Here is a 17,317-nt window from a genome sequence, read left to right on the forward strand (position 1 = left end):
CTCATCGCCACCGTTTCCGAAGCTGCACTGCTGCCGGAAGCTAATTTAACAAGTAAACGTTGACCCTAATTGACAGGTAAATTGCGCCCGCAATACCTGAACGGTTTCTTATTGGCCAGACCTAACCACTATTCATGATCATCTTTCGAGCATTTTTATTGTTTACGAGGGCTGTCTCCAGGCCGGCAACCGGTGTCTGCCTGTTGTTGCTGTGCCTGCTATGTAGCCACGCGCAGCGCCCGGCAGCGGGCAACGGAGCAGCGGCCATATGGCAATGGTCGGTACCAGTACCCGGCAACAAAGGGCCGGTGCGTGCCTTCCTGTGGATACCTGAAAACTGCCGGCAGGTGCGTGGCGTGGTGGTAGCGCAGCACAATATGGAAGAGCTCTCTATCCTGGCGGATCCCTCTTTCCGTCGCGTGATGAGTGGATTAGGTTTTGCTGAAATATGGGTATCGCCTTCATTCAACCACTTCTTCAATTTTAAAGAAAGCGCGGGGGAAGTATTCAATGCCTTTATGGATTCCCTGGCGGTCCGTTCGGGATATCCCGAACTGTCCTATGCCCCTGTGGTAGGGCTGGGTCATTCGGCAGCGGCCAGTTGGCCCTATTATTTCGCGGCCTGGAACCCCGGCCGCACCCTGGCCTGTATTTCCGTCAGCGGCCAATGGCCTTATGTACGCAACACGGCAGCGCCGGATATCTGGGCGCCGGAACAAAACATCGACTTTATTCCCTCATTGGAAACCATGGGCGGGTATGAGGCCGCTGCTTCCTGGAGTAGGGAAGGGTTGCAAGAGCGGCAGGCGCATCCCCATATGCCCCTGAGTATGCTGGCTGTGCCGGCAGAAGGGCATTTTGCCACTTCGCAACGCAAAACGGATCTTATTGCTTTGTATATAAAGAAGGCTGCGCAGTATCGCCTGCCGAAAAATACCCGAAGCAGGGACCACCCGTTTTGCAGCCGGTAGACCCTGCAACAACAGGATGGCTGGCCGATAAATGGCGGCCTGATGCACCACCTTCCGCGCCGGCTGCACCGGTAGCACGCTATACGGGCAACAAAGAGGAGGCCTTCTGGTATTTTGATGAGGAAACAGTGCGTGCAGTAGAGGCCTATGGGGCGCAGTATAAAGGTTTAAAGCCCCAACTCATTGGGATTGTGCAGGAAGGTACAATGGCGGCGCAACGCAATACGCATTTGCAGATCGATCTCAAATTTTTACCCGTTCAGGATGGCATCAGCTTCCATTTGCAGGGGGCTTTTTACGATACGGTTGGCAGCGGCAGCCCCCGCCTGGCCAACTGGGCAGGATTGCCCGCCGGTTCCCCGTTGGGCCATGCTGCCGGTGGCGGGCCAATCACCATCGACTGGGTGGCAGGACCATTCGCAAAATTGGACGACACCACCTTCCGCCTGCAATTGGGCCCCGGCCTCGATCCCAATGCCCGCCAGCACGTACTCACTTTTATAGCCCGGCATCCCGGCGATGCACAATACAAACCTATTGTGCAGCAAGCGCAGATGACACTGCCGGCGAAGATCGCGGAGGGCAAAGCGCAACAGATCAGTTTCCCTGCCATAGCCGACCAGCGGGCCGGCATTCAACAGCTTATACTAAATGCAGTATCCGATGCCGGTATGCCGGTGCACTACTATGTGCTGGAAGGACCAGCCAGGGTAGAAGGGAATAGCCTCGTATTTACGCCCATTCCACCCAAAGCAAAATATCCCGTACTGATCACCGTGGCAGCCTGGCAATATGGGCGCATGGCGGCGCCACGCCTGCAAACCGCCAACCCTGTTGTCCGGAGTTTTTACCTCACCCGATCATGAAACGAAAATTTGGCCATACACGATAAACGCAATAAACAAATTTCCCCATAGAATAACCAACACAACTAGAATTTATGAAAAGAGTCAAACGATTGCAGCTCAGAGGTTACCTGATCGCTTCGTTCTTTGCTTTCATACTGGCATTGCCCATGCCGGGTTATGCACAAACAAAGACGATACAGGGTACCGTTATTGACAGTAAAACCAAATTGCCGGTTGCCGGTGTTTCCGTGGGGGTGACGGGCGTCAAAGGTGGTACCATTACTGCCGACAACGGAACCTTCACCATCACTGTTCAGGAAGGGCAGACCCTTGAATTTTCGGGTGTTGGCCACAAAAAGTTGAATGCGGTAAAACCAACGGGTAGTACGATCACCATAGAACTGGAGGGCGAGATCCAGGATCTTTCCGACGTAGTGGTTGTAGGTTATGGCAGGCAGAAGAAAGCCAACCTGACGGGTGCTGTTGAAACGATCAGCGCCAAGGCATTTGAAAGCCGCGCGGTGACCAATGTGGGGCTGGCCTTGCAGGGGCAAACGCCCGGCTTGTTGGTGATGCGTGGTTCTCCCCGTCCCGGCAATGAAGACCTTACTTTCCGGATCCGTGGCGCCTCTTCTGTCAACGGCAGCGATCCGCTGATCGTAGTAGATGGAGTACCTGTTCTTAACAATTATTCCTTTCAAAACCTGAATAGCGATGATATTGAAAGTATTTCCATATTGAAAGATGGCGCCGCCGCTATCTATGGGTCAAGGGCGTCTAACGGTGTTATTTTGGTGACCACCAAACGGGGAAAGGAAAAGTGCGGATGGACTATAATGCCAATCTTCGTTTCAGTACCAATGGCATCACTTCTTATTCTCCCAATATGAAGGAGTATGCCACCATGTGGCTGGAAGCAAACAAAGAAGAAACATCACCCAACTGGTGGATATGGGGAGAGGATAACCTGAAAAAAATGCAACAAGGCTATGAAGGAGCCTACAACCTGTTCAATACCGACTTCTATATTTTCAATGCCAACAGGCTGGATGAAATGTTTGCCACCCGTTATTCTCATCAGCACAACCTGAGCATATCCAACAGCAATGACAAATCAGGTTACCGTTTGTCTTTTGATTTGCCGATAACAGGGGCAACCTGGCTACTGCCTATGATGGCCAGAAGCAGTACAATGCACGCTTCAATTATGATTACAAGCTTACCGATAACTTAAAGCTGGAAACCAATCTCAGCATTATCAATGCCAATACCAGGGAGCCTTCCGTGGGGCTTGATAATACCTTGTATGGGTTTGATATGCCCTTTATCCGGCCAAGAATCCGTATGGTCAGTGGTTTGCCACCTTCAACGGTATAGACGGTGGAGCTACCCGCAATGCAGCAGCCATGACTGCCGACGGAGGCAGGAATGTCAGGAACTCACTCACCGGACGGGCCGACATCAAGGCTACTTACAATATTACGAAGAACCTGACGCTGGAAGGGCTGGTCTCTTTGCAAAACGAAAGGTTCAACCAGGAAAGATATGTGCTAAGGGTGCCTTTATATAATTGGTATGGTGTACAAACCGGTTATGGCAATGGAACTGATGGTGCCAATAATGTATATAACACCTATGCATGGCAGGGATTTTACCAATACTATGAGGCCTCCATAAAGTACAATAAGCAGTTCAAGGATGTCCATAATTTTTCGGTAATGGCAGGTATTAATGCCGAAAAAATAGCAGCCAGGCACTGTCGGCCAACAGGGTCGGCTTTGAAAATGAAGGCGTGTTCGACATCGGTCTGGCTTCCACCACTACACAAACAAACGGTGGCGGTAAGTCCCTGAACGGACGTTATTCCTATTTGGCCAGGTTCAATTATAACTACGATGAGAAATACCTGCTGGAGTTATTGGGCAGAAGAGATGGCAACTCCCGGTTTGCCCAAGGATATAAGTTCAAGAACTTTGGAACCGTATTGCTGGGATGGGTGTTCACGAAAGAACGTTTCATGGACAAACTTTCCTCTGTCATTAATTTTGGTAAGATAAGGGGAAGCTATGGCGTTTTGGGCAACGAAGCTTCCGGTCTGGGAGCGTTTGATTATCTCTCTACCATCAACATCGGTAGTGTTATTTTGGGAGATCCGCCTGCACAACAGCAATCATCCGGTTTAAATGCCAACGGGCTCATCAGCCTCACCAGGACCTGGGAGCGCGTAGTGCAAAAAAACATTGGCGTGGATCTTGGTTTTCTTGACAACCGCCTTACCGTAAGCTTCGATGCCTACGAAAAAGAGAATATAGGCATGCTTGTCAATGTCAACTATCCTTCCGTTTTAGGAGGCAGTGCGCCCAAAACCAACAGCGGGAAGTTTAATACCAAGGGATGGGAAGTAGTGATCGGTTGGAAAGAATCAAAGAAGGATTTTAGTTATAATATTTCCTTCAACATGGGAGATACTTATACCAAGGTAACAGGTGTGGAAGGGGCCGACAGCTATGGTGCGGGTAAAAATGGTATAGTAAATGGCTTTCCCTGGCAGCCCTGGTTTGTATACAAAACAGACGGGTTCTTTAAAGACCAGGCAGACGTGGATGCCTACTATGCAAAGTATGGAGGTAGCACCAACCTGGCCAACATGCCCCGCAACAATCAGTCTGTAGCCCTGCGCCCGGGCGATGTGAAGAAAGTGGATGTAGCCAATACGGGCAATATTACCGGCATCGGTAACGAAACTAGCTCCTTGTGGTATGCAGGTGATGGTACACCGCATTACACTTTTGGTATCAACATGGGTGGTTCCTGGAAAGGACTGGACATGAATGTTTTCTTCCAGGGCCAGCTCGATCAGCTCATTATGCGCCAGGGCCCCATGGCTTATCCTTATTATGCACTTTACACCAATCAGAATCCGAATTTCATTGGCAAGACCTGGACGGATAAGAACCCCGGTGCTGTTTTTCCCCGCTTAACGGTCAATACAACCCGTGCAAGTTGGAATTATGTGAACAATGATTTCATGTTGCAAAACAACCGGTATATGCGCCTTAAAACCCTGATCGTAGGCTACACGCTTCCCAGGCATTTAACCGAAAAAGTGAAGCTGCAAAAGTACGCGTTTACTTCTCCGGCAACGACCTGTGGGAAGTGGCGGCTATCAGGGATGGCTTTGATCCCGAAATGGGCGAGGCTTCTGTAGATAATAAAAATGGGTACCCCTTTGCAAGGACCTGGTCTTTTGGCCTGAACATCGGTTTCTAACAATACAAAAGCTTATACAAATGCAAAAGCTATATAAATATTTCATCATCGGCAGCCTCGGCATCAGTATGACGGCCTGCGAGAAAAGTTTTATAGACCTAACGCCTCCTGCCCAGTTCACGGATGCTGTATATTTTGACAAGCCCGCTGATTTCAAAGCCTATACAGCCGGTTTTTACGGACAACTGCCTGGCTGGAATTTTGGAACCTGGGACAATAGTTCGGATCTGTCGGCCAACAGTAATGGCAATGGCACCGATATTGGTTATGGTACCATTGCCGTGGGCAGTACAAACTGGACCTATTCAGGGATCAGAAGCAGCAATATCTTATTGTCGAAGGCGGGTGCCTATAAAGGGGCAGGGGATATCAATCCATATATCGGAGAGGCTTACTTCTTCAGGGCCTTTGCCTATTTCAACCTGTTGAAAACATATGGTGGTGTACCCATTGTTACTACCGTACTCGATGTTTCCTCCCCCTGTTGTTTGAACCCCGCAATAGCCGTTATGAAGTAATGGCGCTTGTATTGGCCGACCTGGATCAAGCGATCGCTAAATTGCCAACAGAACAAAGTATTCCGGCAACCGATAAAGGAAGGTTGAGCAAAGGGGCGGCAATGGCCCTGAAAGCCCAGGCGATGCTTTATGAAGCTACCTGGGAGAAATATGTAAAACAGGCTACCGACGGAGATGGTGTTACCGTAGGCGCCGGCAGTAAAGGATACGACCCGGCCAATGCTAACAAGTACCTGGCAGAGGTAGTTGCCATTTGTGAAGATATTATGGCCATTGGCGGCTACGAATTGTGGAACAAAAATGCCGATGCCAAAATGGGCAAGTTGAGTTCCTGGTATTTGTTTAACCTCGAAGATGCGGCCAGCAACCCGGGCGGTTACACCAAAACCACCAATAAAGAATTCATCCTGTATTCAGTATATGATTATACGCTGAAGCAATCAGGGATCAATATTACCTGGACTGCAGGACAATTGTATCCTTCCAGGAAGTTTATGGATATGATCTTGTGTACCGATGGATTGCCTGCTTCCAAATCACCTTTGTTCCAGGGATACCAGACCTTTACTTCTGAATTTCAAAACAGGGATCTGAGGTTGACCAATTACCTGTACGGAAACGGCGCCATTCCTACCAGCATTACCCTGGAATTTGGCAGCCTTGGATTTAGCGGATACGGTAACAGCAAATACAGTGTCTTGGGTTTTGGTACACGCAGGACCGACCGTACAGAATCGGCCAACTGGCCCATCATCCGCCTCGCCGAAGTTTATTTAACTTATGCCGAAGCGCTCGTCGAGCTGAACGGCGGCATTACGGATGCCCAACTGGATGCATCCATCAACAAATTAAGGGATAGGGCGGGAGTTGCTAAGCTGACCAATGCCCTCGCGACAGCCAATGGCCTGGATATGAAAGAAGAAATAAGAAGAGAAAGAGCGGTGGAACTGTATCGCGAAGGCAAACGTTTTGACGATCTCAAACGCTGGGGTTTGCTCGAAGCAGCCCTCAATCCTTCAAGATTGGGCAGAATAGTGGGCGATGCTTCCTACACCACGCCTTTTAAAAATGCAACTGGCAATGCAACCGCTGCCTACAAGCCCGCTTCTTATGTATGGGGTGAAGAGACGGTCAACACACCCCAAGGCAATCTCAAGGCAGTAGTGATATCCAGTTCTTCCAATAACTCTGTATCACAACGCCATTATTTATATCCGGTACCCACCTCCCAGATCAAACTGAATAACAAGTTGCTCCAAAACCCCGGCTATTAATTGTAAACAATCAGATAAAGCATCTATCATGAATATATACAAGAAACATAAAGCTTCCTTACTCCTGTTGCTGTTGATCCCTGTGGTGATGATCAGTGTGGCGGCTTCCTGCTCCAAAGTACAACCGGGCTCCAATGTAAGGCGTAAACCCGATGCCGACTCCAATGTGGTGGGGCTGAAGATCGACACCCTGTCGCCGTCGACCGCCCTGAAGCATGTGGGTGGCTTGCACACACCTGCCGACTTTACCAGGATAAAGGCCAAAATTGCAGCCAATGCAGAACCCTGGGTATCGGGGTACAAAAACTTGTCGACAATACCCATGCACAAACCACTTATATACCCAACCCGGTGGCAAAGCTGATCAGGGGAGGAGGAAGTGCGGAAGAACCGGAACCGGATAACTATTCCCGGGCTATGAATGATGTGGCCGCTGCCTACCAGCTTGCCCTGAGGTGGAAAATTACCGGCGATGATGCGTATGCAGCAACAGCCATCAAAATACTGAATGCCTGGGCGGCTGTTTGCAAGAAACTCAGCGGAGATTCCAACGTGGCCCTGGGAGCCGGCATTTATGGTTACCAGTTTGCTTTGGCGGCGGAATTGTTAAGAGACTACTCCGGCTGGCAGGCTGCCGATTTTGCCGCTTTCAAACAATGGATGGTGACAGTATTTTATAGTGTGAACATGGCTTTTTAACCACGCATAATGGCACCTGCAACTCGCACTATTGGGCCAACTGGGACATGGCCAACCTTGCTTCTGTGATGGCCATCGGCATATTGACCGATAACAGGATGATGTATAACTATGTCGTAGCCTATTTGCAAAACGGAAAGGGTAATGGCAATTGGTATAAGGCGATCAACTATGTGTTTACCGGCGCAGATGAAGGTTTGGCACAGTTGCAGGAAAGCGGGCGCGACCAGGGGCATGCTACACTGGTTATTGCACTGATGGGCACTGTCTGCCAGATGGCCTGGAATCAGGGGATGATTTTTATGGATTGGACAATAACCGTTTTTAAAAGGATGTGAGTACGCTGCAAAATACAATGTGGCTGCCTTGCCGGTTCCTTTCCATGAGTATACCCGGAAATGGGCGGCCAATTGTGCACAAACGGAGGTACACACAGCAATAAGCAGTGACGGCAGGGGCACGGCCCGGCCGATGTGGACGGCGCCTTACTTTCATTATACCAAGATCAAAGGTAAAACAGCACCCTTTACAGAAATGGGGGTGAATACTACCAAACCTGAAGGCGGCGGCGGTGATTACGGACCCAATAGTGGCGGATTTGATCAGCTTGGTTTCGGTACATTAATGTATACGCAGGATTAAGCCCTATCTATTTTGTTTAACCCAATCAACCATTCGTTATGCAACGATATAACTTAATAAAAATAATTAGCAGGAGCTTATTGGCGGTGGCACTGCTTTATACCACATCCTGCCAGAAAGACCCCAAATACAGGGAGTTTGATTATCCTGCACCGGTTGTCAAAGAGTTCTTTCCCGCACAAGGTTATGTGGGAGGCGATGTTACCATCAACGGGGCTGATTTCGGAGATAAGGTGAAAGCTATAAAAGTATACTTTAACGGGGTGCTGGCCGATACCGTTCGTAGTGTGGAAAATAATAAAATAGTGGTACAGATCCCGGCTAAAGGTGTTTCAGGCACAATCACCGTGGATTACTTTGGAAAGAAAGATACCACTACTACGCCATTCACATATTTACCTTCGGCCAGGTTTACAGCAGTAAGTGCAGATAAAGCGATGCAGGGCGATGAACTGATCGTAACAGGCGAAAACTTCGGGACGGATATGGCCAAAGTGGAGGTACTAATTGGGACCAACAAAGCGCAGGTAACATCTGTTACACCCACTCAAATAAAGTTTAAGGTACCCGATGTGCCTTCGGGAACAGTGATAATAATTGTAGATGGCCAACGGTTGACCGGTACTTACCTGATGGTGGGCATGGAAAAACTAACAGGTACTTTGATGGGGCATAGCGGCTCCTGGGCCAACAATCCGGCCAATACGATCGCTGCCGCAGTAGATGGTAATATCAATACGTATATCGACGGTCCCACTTCATCAGGCTATGTAGGTTATGATTTTGGCCCCGGTAAAGCCGCGGTGTTGAAATCTGTCCGCTATGTGCCCCGGTCTACCCATGCTTCGCGTATGCTGAACGGTGAAATACGGGTAGCCAACGACCCTACACTGTATGATTATAAAGTGTTGTACAAAATAACCCAAACACCAGCAGTAGGGGTATATACGGAAGTAACGATCTCCGACCTGGGTAACTACAAGTATATTTATTATTATTCACCGGATGGAAACTGCAACATTGCAGAGATCGAGTTTTATGGCAATCTGGTCGATAAGCCCGATCCGGTAGGAAAATATATATGGGAGTTCATGAAAGATGGCGACAATGACGGCTGGGAGCCACAACAGTCGGCGCCATCAACAGTTGCAGCTGGTGCGCTCAATGTGACATTCCCGCAGGCATCGGGCAATAAAAGGGCCGACCTTGCACAGAAAAGGACCCTCCCCGTAAGCATACATACTGGAACCTATCCCATCCTGGCCATTAAGTTTACGAAACCAGAAGGTGCACGTGTTACATTCGATACCAACCTCGGCTCATTGGGTAACGGATTTAACAAGTACTCGACAGATTTTGCTGCTAAAAACGTGTATTACTGGGATATGTCTGCTACAGGTTTTGGTACTGGCGCACCCAGATTGAATGAGCAAATAAACTTTACCATTTTCCAATTCAAGATCGCTGATATTCCGCCCACCGATCCGGCAACCGGCTATAAGGTGGAGTGGATACGTACGTTTACGAGTAAAGAAGCATTGACTGCATTTGTAAACTAGTAATGCCAGGCCTTCTATTGAATAAATAAAACCCATATACACATTCATTACGGACAGCTCTTCTTTTATCCAACATCGAGGCAGTTAGTTAATGTTAGACTGGGCTGTCCGTAATGAATGTTTTTCTAATGTTGAAACATGCGTAACCTGAAGTTCCATCACTTTTGTGCTTGTATAGTCTCGTCTTTTTGTTTGCAGTCAGCAGTGGCACAGGATATTCCATTGCCTGCCAGCTATGCGCAGGAACATCCGCGCCTGTCGGTCAATAAAAGCGATAAAGAAAGAATCAATGCAGCCATCCGTTCCGGTGGTGGTGAGGAGGCTTTCACCCGCATGAAGGCGGGTATCGATGCCTATGTTACCCGTCACCAGACCGACAGTGCCTGGATCCTGTCGCGCCTGCAGATGTATTGGAAAACAAAGGCGACCGAAGTGTACATCAAAGGAGGCGTGTATGATCATGCCGAAGGAGAAGCGCCGGTGCCTACTGTAAAATTTCCCGGCACGCGCGATAACGTAACGGTCTATGCAGCGCCCAAACTGGAAGACATGCAGCCGTATGTAGATGACCCGCGGGGCGTGTACCTCGTGAACCGGTCAAAACCAGGCCAGCCCCTGGAATGGACGGATATCTCCAAAACCGGCCGGGTGATCGAAAACATTAATACCGGCATTATGGGCATGGCGCACAATGCGGCCCTCATCTATTTCATCAGCGGTGAAGAAAAGTATGCCCGCTTTGCCTTCGACCTGTTCGATACTTACATGACGGGCATGTACTACCGTACTACCCCTAAAGACCTCACCCACGGTCATCATGAAACCATTGCCGGGCTTTCTACTTTTGAGGTGATACAGGAAAGCAGTTTACTGGGCCATCTCATTGGTATCTACGATTACCTGTACGACTATTGTAAAGCTAAAACACCGGGCAAGACCGACCTCTTCGCCACGGTGCTGCGCCGGTGGGCCGATGTGCAGATCAACCACGGCGTGGCCTTCAACAACTGGGACCTTATTGAAGCCCGCAATATTATCAATATTGCCAGTGTGCTGGAAGATGATAAGCAGTACAGCGATGGCAAGGGCAGGCAATACTACCTCAACTTCGTGCTGAATAAAAATGCCGAACGCCAGTGGTCTGTTCGCAAACTATTACAGGGTTACGATCCTGCAACGGGATTGTGGAATGAATGCCCTGGCTATTCGCTCAATGTGTTGCGCGACTTTACCGAATTGGTAGCCCTGTTCGACCGTCAGTTCAACCACGATGTGCTACCCGGTATGAGCGTATTGGAAAAAGCGGTGCCGGCTTCGGCGCAATACCTCTTTCCGAACGGCTTCTTTACCTCCTTTGGCGATACGTATTATGGCCGCCTTTCTACCGGTGCGGCATGGCCCCTGGTAGCCAATGCACAGCAACATGGTAAAGCTATGCAGGAAACAGCCCTTACCCGCTACATCAAAACCATCGATGCATTCAACCGGCGTACGGGCGGCCCACAAGCCGATGAGCGTAATGCCGGCGGGGGCAGGAGAGAAGGCATAGCAGCCCTGTTGCAACCCGGCGAAGCCGTCCGGTTGAAAGAAACGATTGAACCGGTTAGTATAGAAACGTATGTAACACCTGTATTCTCGGCCCCCATGTAAGTTATTTCGCCCTGCGCAATGGCTTCGATCCGGTCAACGGGTTGATGGTGGCTATGAGCGGTTCCAAAGGCAACCACATGCATGCCGGTGGCATCAGCATGGAGCTGTTTGGCAAAGGCATGATACTGGCCCCGAAAGCGGCATCGGTACCAGCTATTTCCAGCAGGACTATGCCGAATATTATTCCCAGTTCCCGGCGCACAATACCGTGGCGGTGGATGGCATCTCAGCTTATCCCGTGATGAAGAGCAATCATGGCTTCCAGGTAAAAAGCTGCTACCCGGCTTCTGCACAGGCGGCAGGTTATTTCCCGGCCGTGAGTTATGGTGACCTGTATTTCATAGAACCCGAAACACAGTCGGACCAGCGACGCCTTACCAGCATCATCCGCACCGGCGACAGCACCGGTTATTATGTAGATATCTTCCGCTCACGGCGGCGCGACGGGCAGGACAAAATGCACGATTATTTTTACCGCAATATGGGCCAGCAGGTAACGCTCACCGATCGGCAGGGCGCCTTGCTGCCGCTGCAACCTACAGAAGAACTTTCTTTCAGCGGCGGTCACCTCTTTGCCTATGATTATTTCTGGGACAAGAAAGCCATTGCTACCGAAAAAGACGCCAAAGCTGTTTTCAATCTTCAAATGCCCGGTAAGCCGGTCATACAAATGAATATGTGGATCAAGGGAGAGAAGGATCGTACCCTGTTTGCAGTCAAGGCACCCATCTCCAAATCCATCGGACGTATGGGATTGCCCGACTCCATTGCCCACCTGCCATTACCCACTATCGTAGCACGGCAGCGCGGCGAAGCCTGGACAAAACCCTTCGTAGTGGTGTTTGAGCCGGCTACCGGCACACAGCCGGCTGCCGTGCAGTCTGTCGATTACTTCCGGCCAGCCGGGGATGCCGGCGATTTCACCGGCGTGGTAGTGACTGGCCGCAGGGGCGACCGGCAGTATATATGGTCAGCAGCGGAGGAGGTCAGGTCCTTTACGCATATAGGAATGATGTTTACCGGTACATATGCAGTAGTGAGTGAAAACAGTAAGGGATTGCAGTACCTGTTTATCGGTCATGGACAATCGTTGTCGGCACATGGCTACAGTCTGCGCACCGTGAAAGGGCAGGGAAGTGCGGCCTTGTCGCGCACCCCCGAAGGCTGGTTCATCACAGCCCCACAACCGGTAATACTGACGGTGCCTGCCGGATTATTCGCAGGCAAGACAATCCTTACAATTACTGTGAATGGGCAAACGAAGCGCATCTCCGGAAAGCCCGTGCAGAAGAAAGGACAGCCGCAGCTGCGTTTTGAATTGCCCGCCATGCCGTATAGCAAACTTGAAGGAATGCTGCTGTTGACGAAATCAACAAAGCCGGAGGCTTTGAAATAGGCGTCATCCGCCATTCGGCGGGAAGGCTGGCGATTGAGAGAATGCTGCTGTATAGTCGGAAAGTCCGGAAGTAAAGCCTTTGGAAGAAACGTGTTAAGCTCAAAAATTAAACAATTACATAGGATCAATGAAGTTACTCAAAGCAAAAGCATGGATGATGATCGCCATCACGGGATGGCTGGCAGGCTGTACAGGTGAAGGGCCGGCAATGACAGATAATAGCAAAGAGCTGAATTACTGCATTACACAGTTGTCAAAAACAGTAAGTGCCCTGCACGATACCACGCACATTCCGCGCAGCATTGCTCAGGGACAGCAGCAATGGCGGTTTGTGGATTACCGCGACTGGACCAGTGGCTTCTTTCCGGGGATCCTGTGGTATGCATACGAATACACCCACGATGATAAATGGAAACAAGCGGCGCAGCGATTCTCCGCCGCCCTGTTGCCGCTGGCCGATTCGGCCGCCATCGACCACGACCTGGGATTCCAGGTATACTGCAGCCTGGGCAACGGGTATCGTCTTACACACGCCCCGCAGTATAAGAACTTCCTGTTGAAAACCGCCGATAGCCTGTCAAAACTATACAACCCCAAAGTGGGTACCATCCTTTCCTGGCCACGGGAAGTGCCGGGCACCGGCTGGCCGCTGTACCACAATACCATCATGGACAATATGATCAACCTCGAACTGTTGTTCTGGGCGGCCAACAATGGCGGTTCCCGCCGCCTGTATGATATAGCGGTATCACATGCAGTAACCACCATGAAGAATCATTTTCGCCCCGACTACAGTTCCTACCACGTAGTCGTGTACGATACAGCTACCGGGCAAAAAGTAAAAGGCATCACCCACCAGGGCTATTCCGACAGCAGTATGTGGGCAAGGGGACAGGCCTGGGCCATTTACGGATTTACCATGGTGGCCCGCGAAACGAAAAACGCCCGTTTTCTCGACTTTGCTCAGAAAGTGAGTGATATATATCTTGAACGGTTGCCCGAAAATGGGATCCCTTACTGGGATTTCAATGCGCCGGGTATACCCAATGAACCGAGGGATGCTTCAGCAGCGGCCATCGTCGCCTCCGCCTTGCTGGAGCTTTCCACCCTCGTGCCCGATACGGTCAAAGCACAGCATTACCGGCAGCAGGCAGATCATATGCTGGTCTCTCTGTCTTCAGCCGGTTACCAGAGCAGGAACCTCAACGATGCATTCCTGCTTCATTCCACGGGCCATCAACCCAATGGAGGAGAGATCGATGCATCGATCATTTACGCCGATTATTATTACATCGAAGCCCTGCTGCGGCAGCGGCTATTACAGGAAGGAGGAAACAAATCATGATCCGTACCCTATTGATAACAGCTGGCACATTGCTGGCCCTGCAAGGTGCAACAGCGCAGGAAATTATAGAAAGCACCCGGGCCACCGTTCAATCGCCCGATGGACAGCTCACCGTACAGTTTTACCAGAAACAACTGTCGCCCGGCAAAAAGAAATGTACTACCAGCTTGCCTGGAAGAACAAACCGGTTATACAGGAGTCGGCACTGGACATACAACTCGACAACAACCTGTCTGAAAGAGCCATGGCCCTCAAAGTAGACAGCCATGCACGCTGGTGCGAAAACCTCCAGGTAAAAGAAGTGATACGTACATCGCGCGATACTACCTGGCAGCCCCCTTTATGGCGAAAGCAGCCATATCCGGGATCATTATAATGCGCTAACTATTCGTCTCGTGAAAGATGATAATCCCATCTACCCGGTGGAGATAGTCATCAGGGCTTACAATGAAGGCGCCGCCATCCGGTATTACTTCCCCGAGAATGTGAAAGGAACTTATTACCGGGTGATGCAGGAAAATACCGCCTTCACCCTGCCCGAAGGCTCCCTGGCCTGGCATGCTGCCTGGGCGCAGGCGCCGTACACGCTGCTGCCCCTGCGCAACTGGCCCGGTCAAAGCGAACGGCCACTCACCCTGCAACTGCCCAACGGCTTGTATGCCTGCCTGGCCGAGGCGCAGATGGTAGATTATGCACGCACCAAATTCAGACTGAGCGAAACAACTCCCAATACCATCCTCACCAGTATGTACACCCCGGCCGATCTCATTTCTCCCTTCAGTACACCCTGGCGCGTGATCATGGTGGCAGAGCAGCCCGGGCAACTGGCCATGAACAATTACCTGCTCCTGAATCTCAATGAACCATCGAAGATCAAAGATCTGAGCTGGATACAACCAGGCAAGATCATGCGTGTAATGACGCAGACCACAGCCGATGCCAGGGAGAATATTGACTTTGCTGCAAAGCATGGGCTGCAATACATCCTGTTCGACTGGAAATGGTACGGTCCGGCCTTTACCTTTACTTCCGATGCAACCAAAGTAGCCATCCCCGATTTCGACTTGCCCGGTATTATCCGGTATGGTAAGGAAAGAGGCGTAGGCGTATGGCTCTATGTAAACCTGCAGGGCTTGTATAGCCAGTCCGACTCGCTGTTTCGTGTATACAGGGACTGGGGCGTGAAAGGCGTAAAGTTTGGTTTTGTGCAGGTAGGGTCACATCGCTGGACCACCTGGCTCGAAGAGATGTTCAAAAAAGCGGCGGAGAACCAGGTCATGGTGAATGTGCATGACGACTGGCGGCCTACGGGCGAACAAAGAACATGGCCCAACCTGCTGACTGCTGAAGGGATACGTGGCAATGAAGAAATGCCTGATGCGACCCACAATACCGTATTGCCTTTTACCCGCTACATAGCCGGTGCGGCCGATTATACCATCTGCTATTACGACAAGCGCATCAAAACCACCCATGCCCACCAACTGGCATTGGCCGCCATCTACTACAGCCCGTTACAAACGCTTTACTGGTACGACAAGCCGGCTATGAGCAAGGATGAACCGGAACTTTCATTCTGGGACCATATTCCGGTAAGTTGGGACGAGACGCGGATATTGCAAGGTGTACCGGGACAATTCATTACCACGGCGCGCCGTAAGGGGCAGGAATGGTACCTGGGCACCATTACCAATAACGAAGCCCGTACGCTTACAATCAACTGTAGCTTTTTGCCCAAAGGCAAAACTTTTACCGCCATTGTTTATTCCGACGATGCTACCGTGCCCACGGCTACCAAAGTAAAAGTGGAAGAGAAGAAGATAACGGCGGCCACCATACTGACCGTGAAATTGCCAGCTTCCGGCGGGCAGGCCATCCGCATCAAGCCCTAAATCAAAACCATTCCACCTGATTATTTTATGAGCAAAGCCGCATTTGCCGAAAAGAAATTTATAGTTGTTTTCATCTTCGTTACTTCTCTGTTCCTGCTCTGGGGCGTAGCCCATTCCATCAGTGATGTGCTGAACAAGCATTTTCAGAATGTGCTGGCCCTTAGTAAAGCCCAGTCGGGTCTCATACAGTTCTCCGTATTTGGCGCTTATTTCGTCATGAGTATCCCGGCAGGGCTGTTCATGAAAAGGTTTGGTTACAAGAAAGGCGTATTGTTGGGTTTGTTACTTTTTGCGCTGGGCGCCGTACTCTTTATACCGGCAGCCAACAGCATATCTTTTTCTTTCTTCCGGATTGCCCTGTTCATCCTGGGTTGTGGTATGGCCACGCTGGAAACAGTAGCGCATCCATTCGTAGCATCCCTGGGCGACCAGCACACGAGCGACCGGCGTATCAACTTTTCGCAGTCATTCAATGCACTGGGTACCATGATCGGCCCGGCACTGGGCAGTAATATCCTGCTGGCCGGCAGTGAAAGTCCGGGCGATCTATCTTCTGTAAAAGTTTTGTATGCGGGCATCGCCCTCTTTATAGCATTGGTGGCCCTGGCATTTGCCTTCGTAAAAGTACCGGCGCTCACCGATCCGCATGTGACCACTTCTGCAGCTACTGAAGCGGTGAACATCGATACGGCGCCGGGCAAAAACTATTCCGGCACCGCCATTTCGTGTGGGCGGTCATCGCCCAGTTTTTCAATGTGGCGGCGCAGGCAGGCACCTGGGGTTTCTTCATCAATTACGGCCATGAAAAAATGGGATTTAGCGACACTAAGGCAGGCAACTACATGATTATGTTTATGGCCATGATGGCGGCGGGCCGCATCGTGGGCACCTGGCTCATGCAATTCATTGCGCCCAATAAATTACTGGCCACCTTTGCGCTCGGCAGCATCCTCTCCTGTGTGCTGGTAGCCCAAAGCTGGGGCTGGCCCTCCTTCATAGCCTTACTAATGATCAATTTCTTTTTCAGCATCATGTTCCCCACCATTTTCAGTCTCGGCTTGAAAAACCTGGGGCGGCATACCCAACAGGCATCCTCCTTCATTTCGATGGGTGTGGTGGGCGGCGCCTTCTTCCCTTACCTGATGGGCATGATCGCCAATGAAGATGTGGCAAAAGCATATTACCTTCCCATTGTATGTTATTTGATCATCTTCCTCTTTGGCGTAAAATTGTATAAAGTGAAAGCATAACCT

The 17,317-nt window shown here is 50.4% G+C and carries 20 protein-coding genes; all 20 read left to right on the forward strand.

Annotated features, from left to right (window positions below; all coding sequences use genetic code 11):
* Positions 1 to 308: 308 nt before the first annotated feature.
* Entirely contained in the window at positions 309 to 971 is a 663-nt protein-coding gene (locus RS881_RS13600) for a hypothetical protein (protein WP_315821575.1), read from the forward strand.
* Positions 959 to 1,837: a hypothetical protein gene (locus RS881_RS13605; RefSeq protein ID WP_315821576.1), complete on the forward strand. Its 879-nt coding sequence runs from the start codon at positions 959 to 961 to the stop codon at positions 1,835 to 1,837. Before RS881_RS13600 ends, RS881_RS13605 begins: the two co-directional genes overlap by 13 nt.
* A 74-nt stretch (positions 1,838 to 1,911) precedes the next feature.
* Positions 1,912 to 2,709, forward strand: a complete 798-nt coding sequence (locus RS881_RS13610) for a TonB-dependent receptor plug domain-containing protein (RefSeq protein ID WP_315821577.1) — start codon at positions 1,912 to 1,914, stop codon at positions 2,707 to 2,709.
* A complete protein-coding gene (locus tag RS881_RS13615) occupies positions 2,646 to 3,053 on the forward strand; it encodes a hypothetical protein (protein WP_315821578.1) in 408 nt (135 codons plus the stop codon). Before RS881_RS13610 ends, RS881_RS13615 begins: the two co-directional genes overlap by 64 nt.
* A gap of 172 nt (positions 3,054 to 3,225) precedes the next feature.
* Positions 3,226 to 3,672 carry a hypothetical protein gene (locus tag RS881_RS13620; protein ID WP_315821579.1) on the forward strand — a complete coding sequence of 149 codons (447 nt, stop codon included), beginning with the start codon at positions 3,226 to 3,228 and terminating at the stop codon, positions 3,670 to 3,672.
* Positions 3,612 to 5,027: a SusC/RagA family TonB-linked outer membrane protein gene (locus RS881_RS13625; RefSeq protein WP_315821580.1), complete on the forward strand. Its 1,416-nt coding sequence runs from the start codon at positions 3,612 to 3,614 to the stop codon at positions 5,025 to 5,027. Before RS881_RS13620 ends, RS881_RS13625 begins: the two co-directional genes overlap by 61 nt.
* 82 nt (positions 5,028 to 5,109) lie before the next feature.
* Positions 5,110 to 5,607, forward strand: a complete 498-nt coding sequence (locus tag RS881_RS13630; RefSeq protein ID WP_315821581.1) for a RagB/SusD family nutrient uptake outer membrane protein — start codon at positions 5,110 to 5,112, stop codon at positions 5,605 to 5,607.
* Positions 5,574 to 6,881, forward strand: a complete 1,308-nt coding sequence (locus RS881_RS13635) for a RagB/SusD family nutrient uptake outer membrane protein (protein ID WP_315821582.1) — start codon at positions 5,574 to 5,576, stop codon at positions 6,879 to 6,881. The genes RS881_RS13630 and RS881_RS13635 overlap by 34 nt, the downstream gene beginning before the upstream one ends.
* 28 nt (positions 6,882 to 6,909) lie before the next feature.
* On the forward strand, positions 6,910 to 7,245 hold the full coding sequence (locus RS881_RS13640; protein ID WP_315821583.1) for a hypothetical protein: 336 nt from the start codon (positions 6,910 to 6,912) through the stop codon (positions 7,243 to 7,245).
* Positions 7,233 to 7,580: an alginate lyase family protein gene (locus RS881_RS13645; protein WP_315821584.1), complete on the forward strand. Its 348-nt coding sequence runs from the start codon at positions 7,233 to 7,235 to the stop codon at positions 7,578 to 7,580. The genes RS881_RS13640 and RS881_RS13645 overlap by 13 nt, the downstream gene beginning before the upstream one ends.
* Before the next feature lie 65 nt (positions 7,581 to 7,645).
* The gene (locus RS881_RS13650) at positions 7,646 to 7,918 is read left to right on the forward strand and encodes a hypothetical protein (protein WP_315821585.1); all 273 of its coding nucleotides are present in this window, start codon (positions 7,646 to 7,648) and stop codon (positions 7,916 to 7,918) included.
* A gap of 19 nt (positions 7,919 to 7,937) precedes the next feature.
* Positions 7,938 to 8,222 (forward strand): hypothetical protein, encoded by a 285-nt coding sequence (locus RS881_RS13655; protein ID WP_315821586.1) that lies wholly within the window; start codon positions 7,938 to 7,940, stop codon positions 8,220 to 8,222.
* 86 nt (positions 8,223 to 8,308) lie between these two features.
* Entirely contained in the window at positions 8,309 to 9,781 is a 1,473-nt protein-coding gene (locus tag RS881_RS13660) for a DUF4979 domain-containing protein (RefSeq protein ID WP_315824468.1), read from the forward strand.
* A gap of 192 nt (positions 9,782 to 9,973) precedes the next feature.
* Positions 9,974 to 11,431: a hypothetical protein gene (locus tag RS881_RS13665; protein ID WP_315821587.1), complete on the forward strand. Its 1,458-nt coding sequence runs from the start codon at positions 9,974 to 9,976 to the stop codon at positions 11,429 to 11,431.
* A 214-nt stretch (positions 11,432 to 11,645) separates the two neighbouring features.
* Complete coding sequence (locus RS881_RS13670) at positions 11,646 to 12,827, forward strand: endo-acting ulvan lysase-like protein (RefSeq protein WP_315821588.1); 1,182 nt, start codon at positions 11,646 to 11,648, stop codon at positions 12,825 to 12,827.
* A 127-nt stretch (positions 12,828 to 12,954) separates the two neighbouring features.
* Positions 12,955 to 14,172, forward strand: a complete 1,218-nt coding sequence (locus RS881_RS13675; protein WP_315821589.1) for a glycoside hydrolase family 88 protein — start codon at positions 12,955 to 12,957, stop codon at positions 14,170 to 14,172.
* A 154-nt stretch (positions 14,173 to 14,326) separates the two neighbouring features.
* Positions 14,327 to 14,548: a hypothetical protein gene (locus tag RS881_RS13680; protein ID WP_315821590.1), complete on the forward strand. Its 222-nt coding sequence runs from the start codon at positions 14,327 to 14,329 to the stop codon at positions 14,546 to 14,548.
* 19 nt (positions 14,549 to 14,567) lie between these two features.
* A complete protein-coding gene (locus RS881_RS13685) occupies positions 14,568 to 16,064 on the forward strand; it encodes a glycoside hydrolase family 97 protein (RefSeq protein WP_315821591.1) in 1,497 nt (498 codons plus the stop codon).
* 27 nt (positions 16,065 to 16,091) lie between these two features.
* Positions 16,092 to 16,910, forward strand: a complete 819-nt coding sequence (locus RS881_RS13690) for an MFS transporter (protein WP_315821592.1) — start codon at positions 16,092 to 16,094, stop codon at positions 16,908 to 16,910.
* Positions 16,820 to 17,314 (forward strand): MFS transporter, encoded by a 495-nt coding sequence (locus RS881_RS13695; protein WP_350340122.1) that lies wholly within the window; start codon positions 16,820 to 16,822, stop codon positions 17,312 to 17,314. The genes RS881_RS13690 and RS881_RS13695 overlap by 91 nt, the downstream gene beginning before the upstream one ends.
* Positions 17,315 to 17,317: the final 3 nt, after the last annotated feature.

The sequence above is a fragment of the Paraflavitalea speifideaquila genome, assembly GCF_032395985.1.
Taxonomy (GTDB): Bacteria; Bacteroidota; Bacteroidia; order Chitinophagales; family Chitinophagaceae; genus Paraflavitalea; species Paraflavitalea speifideaquila.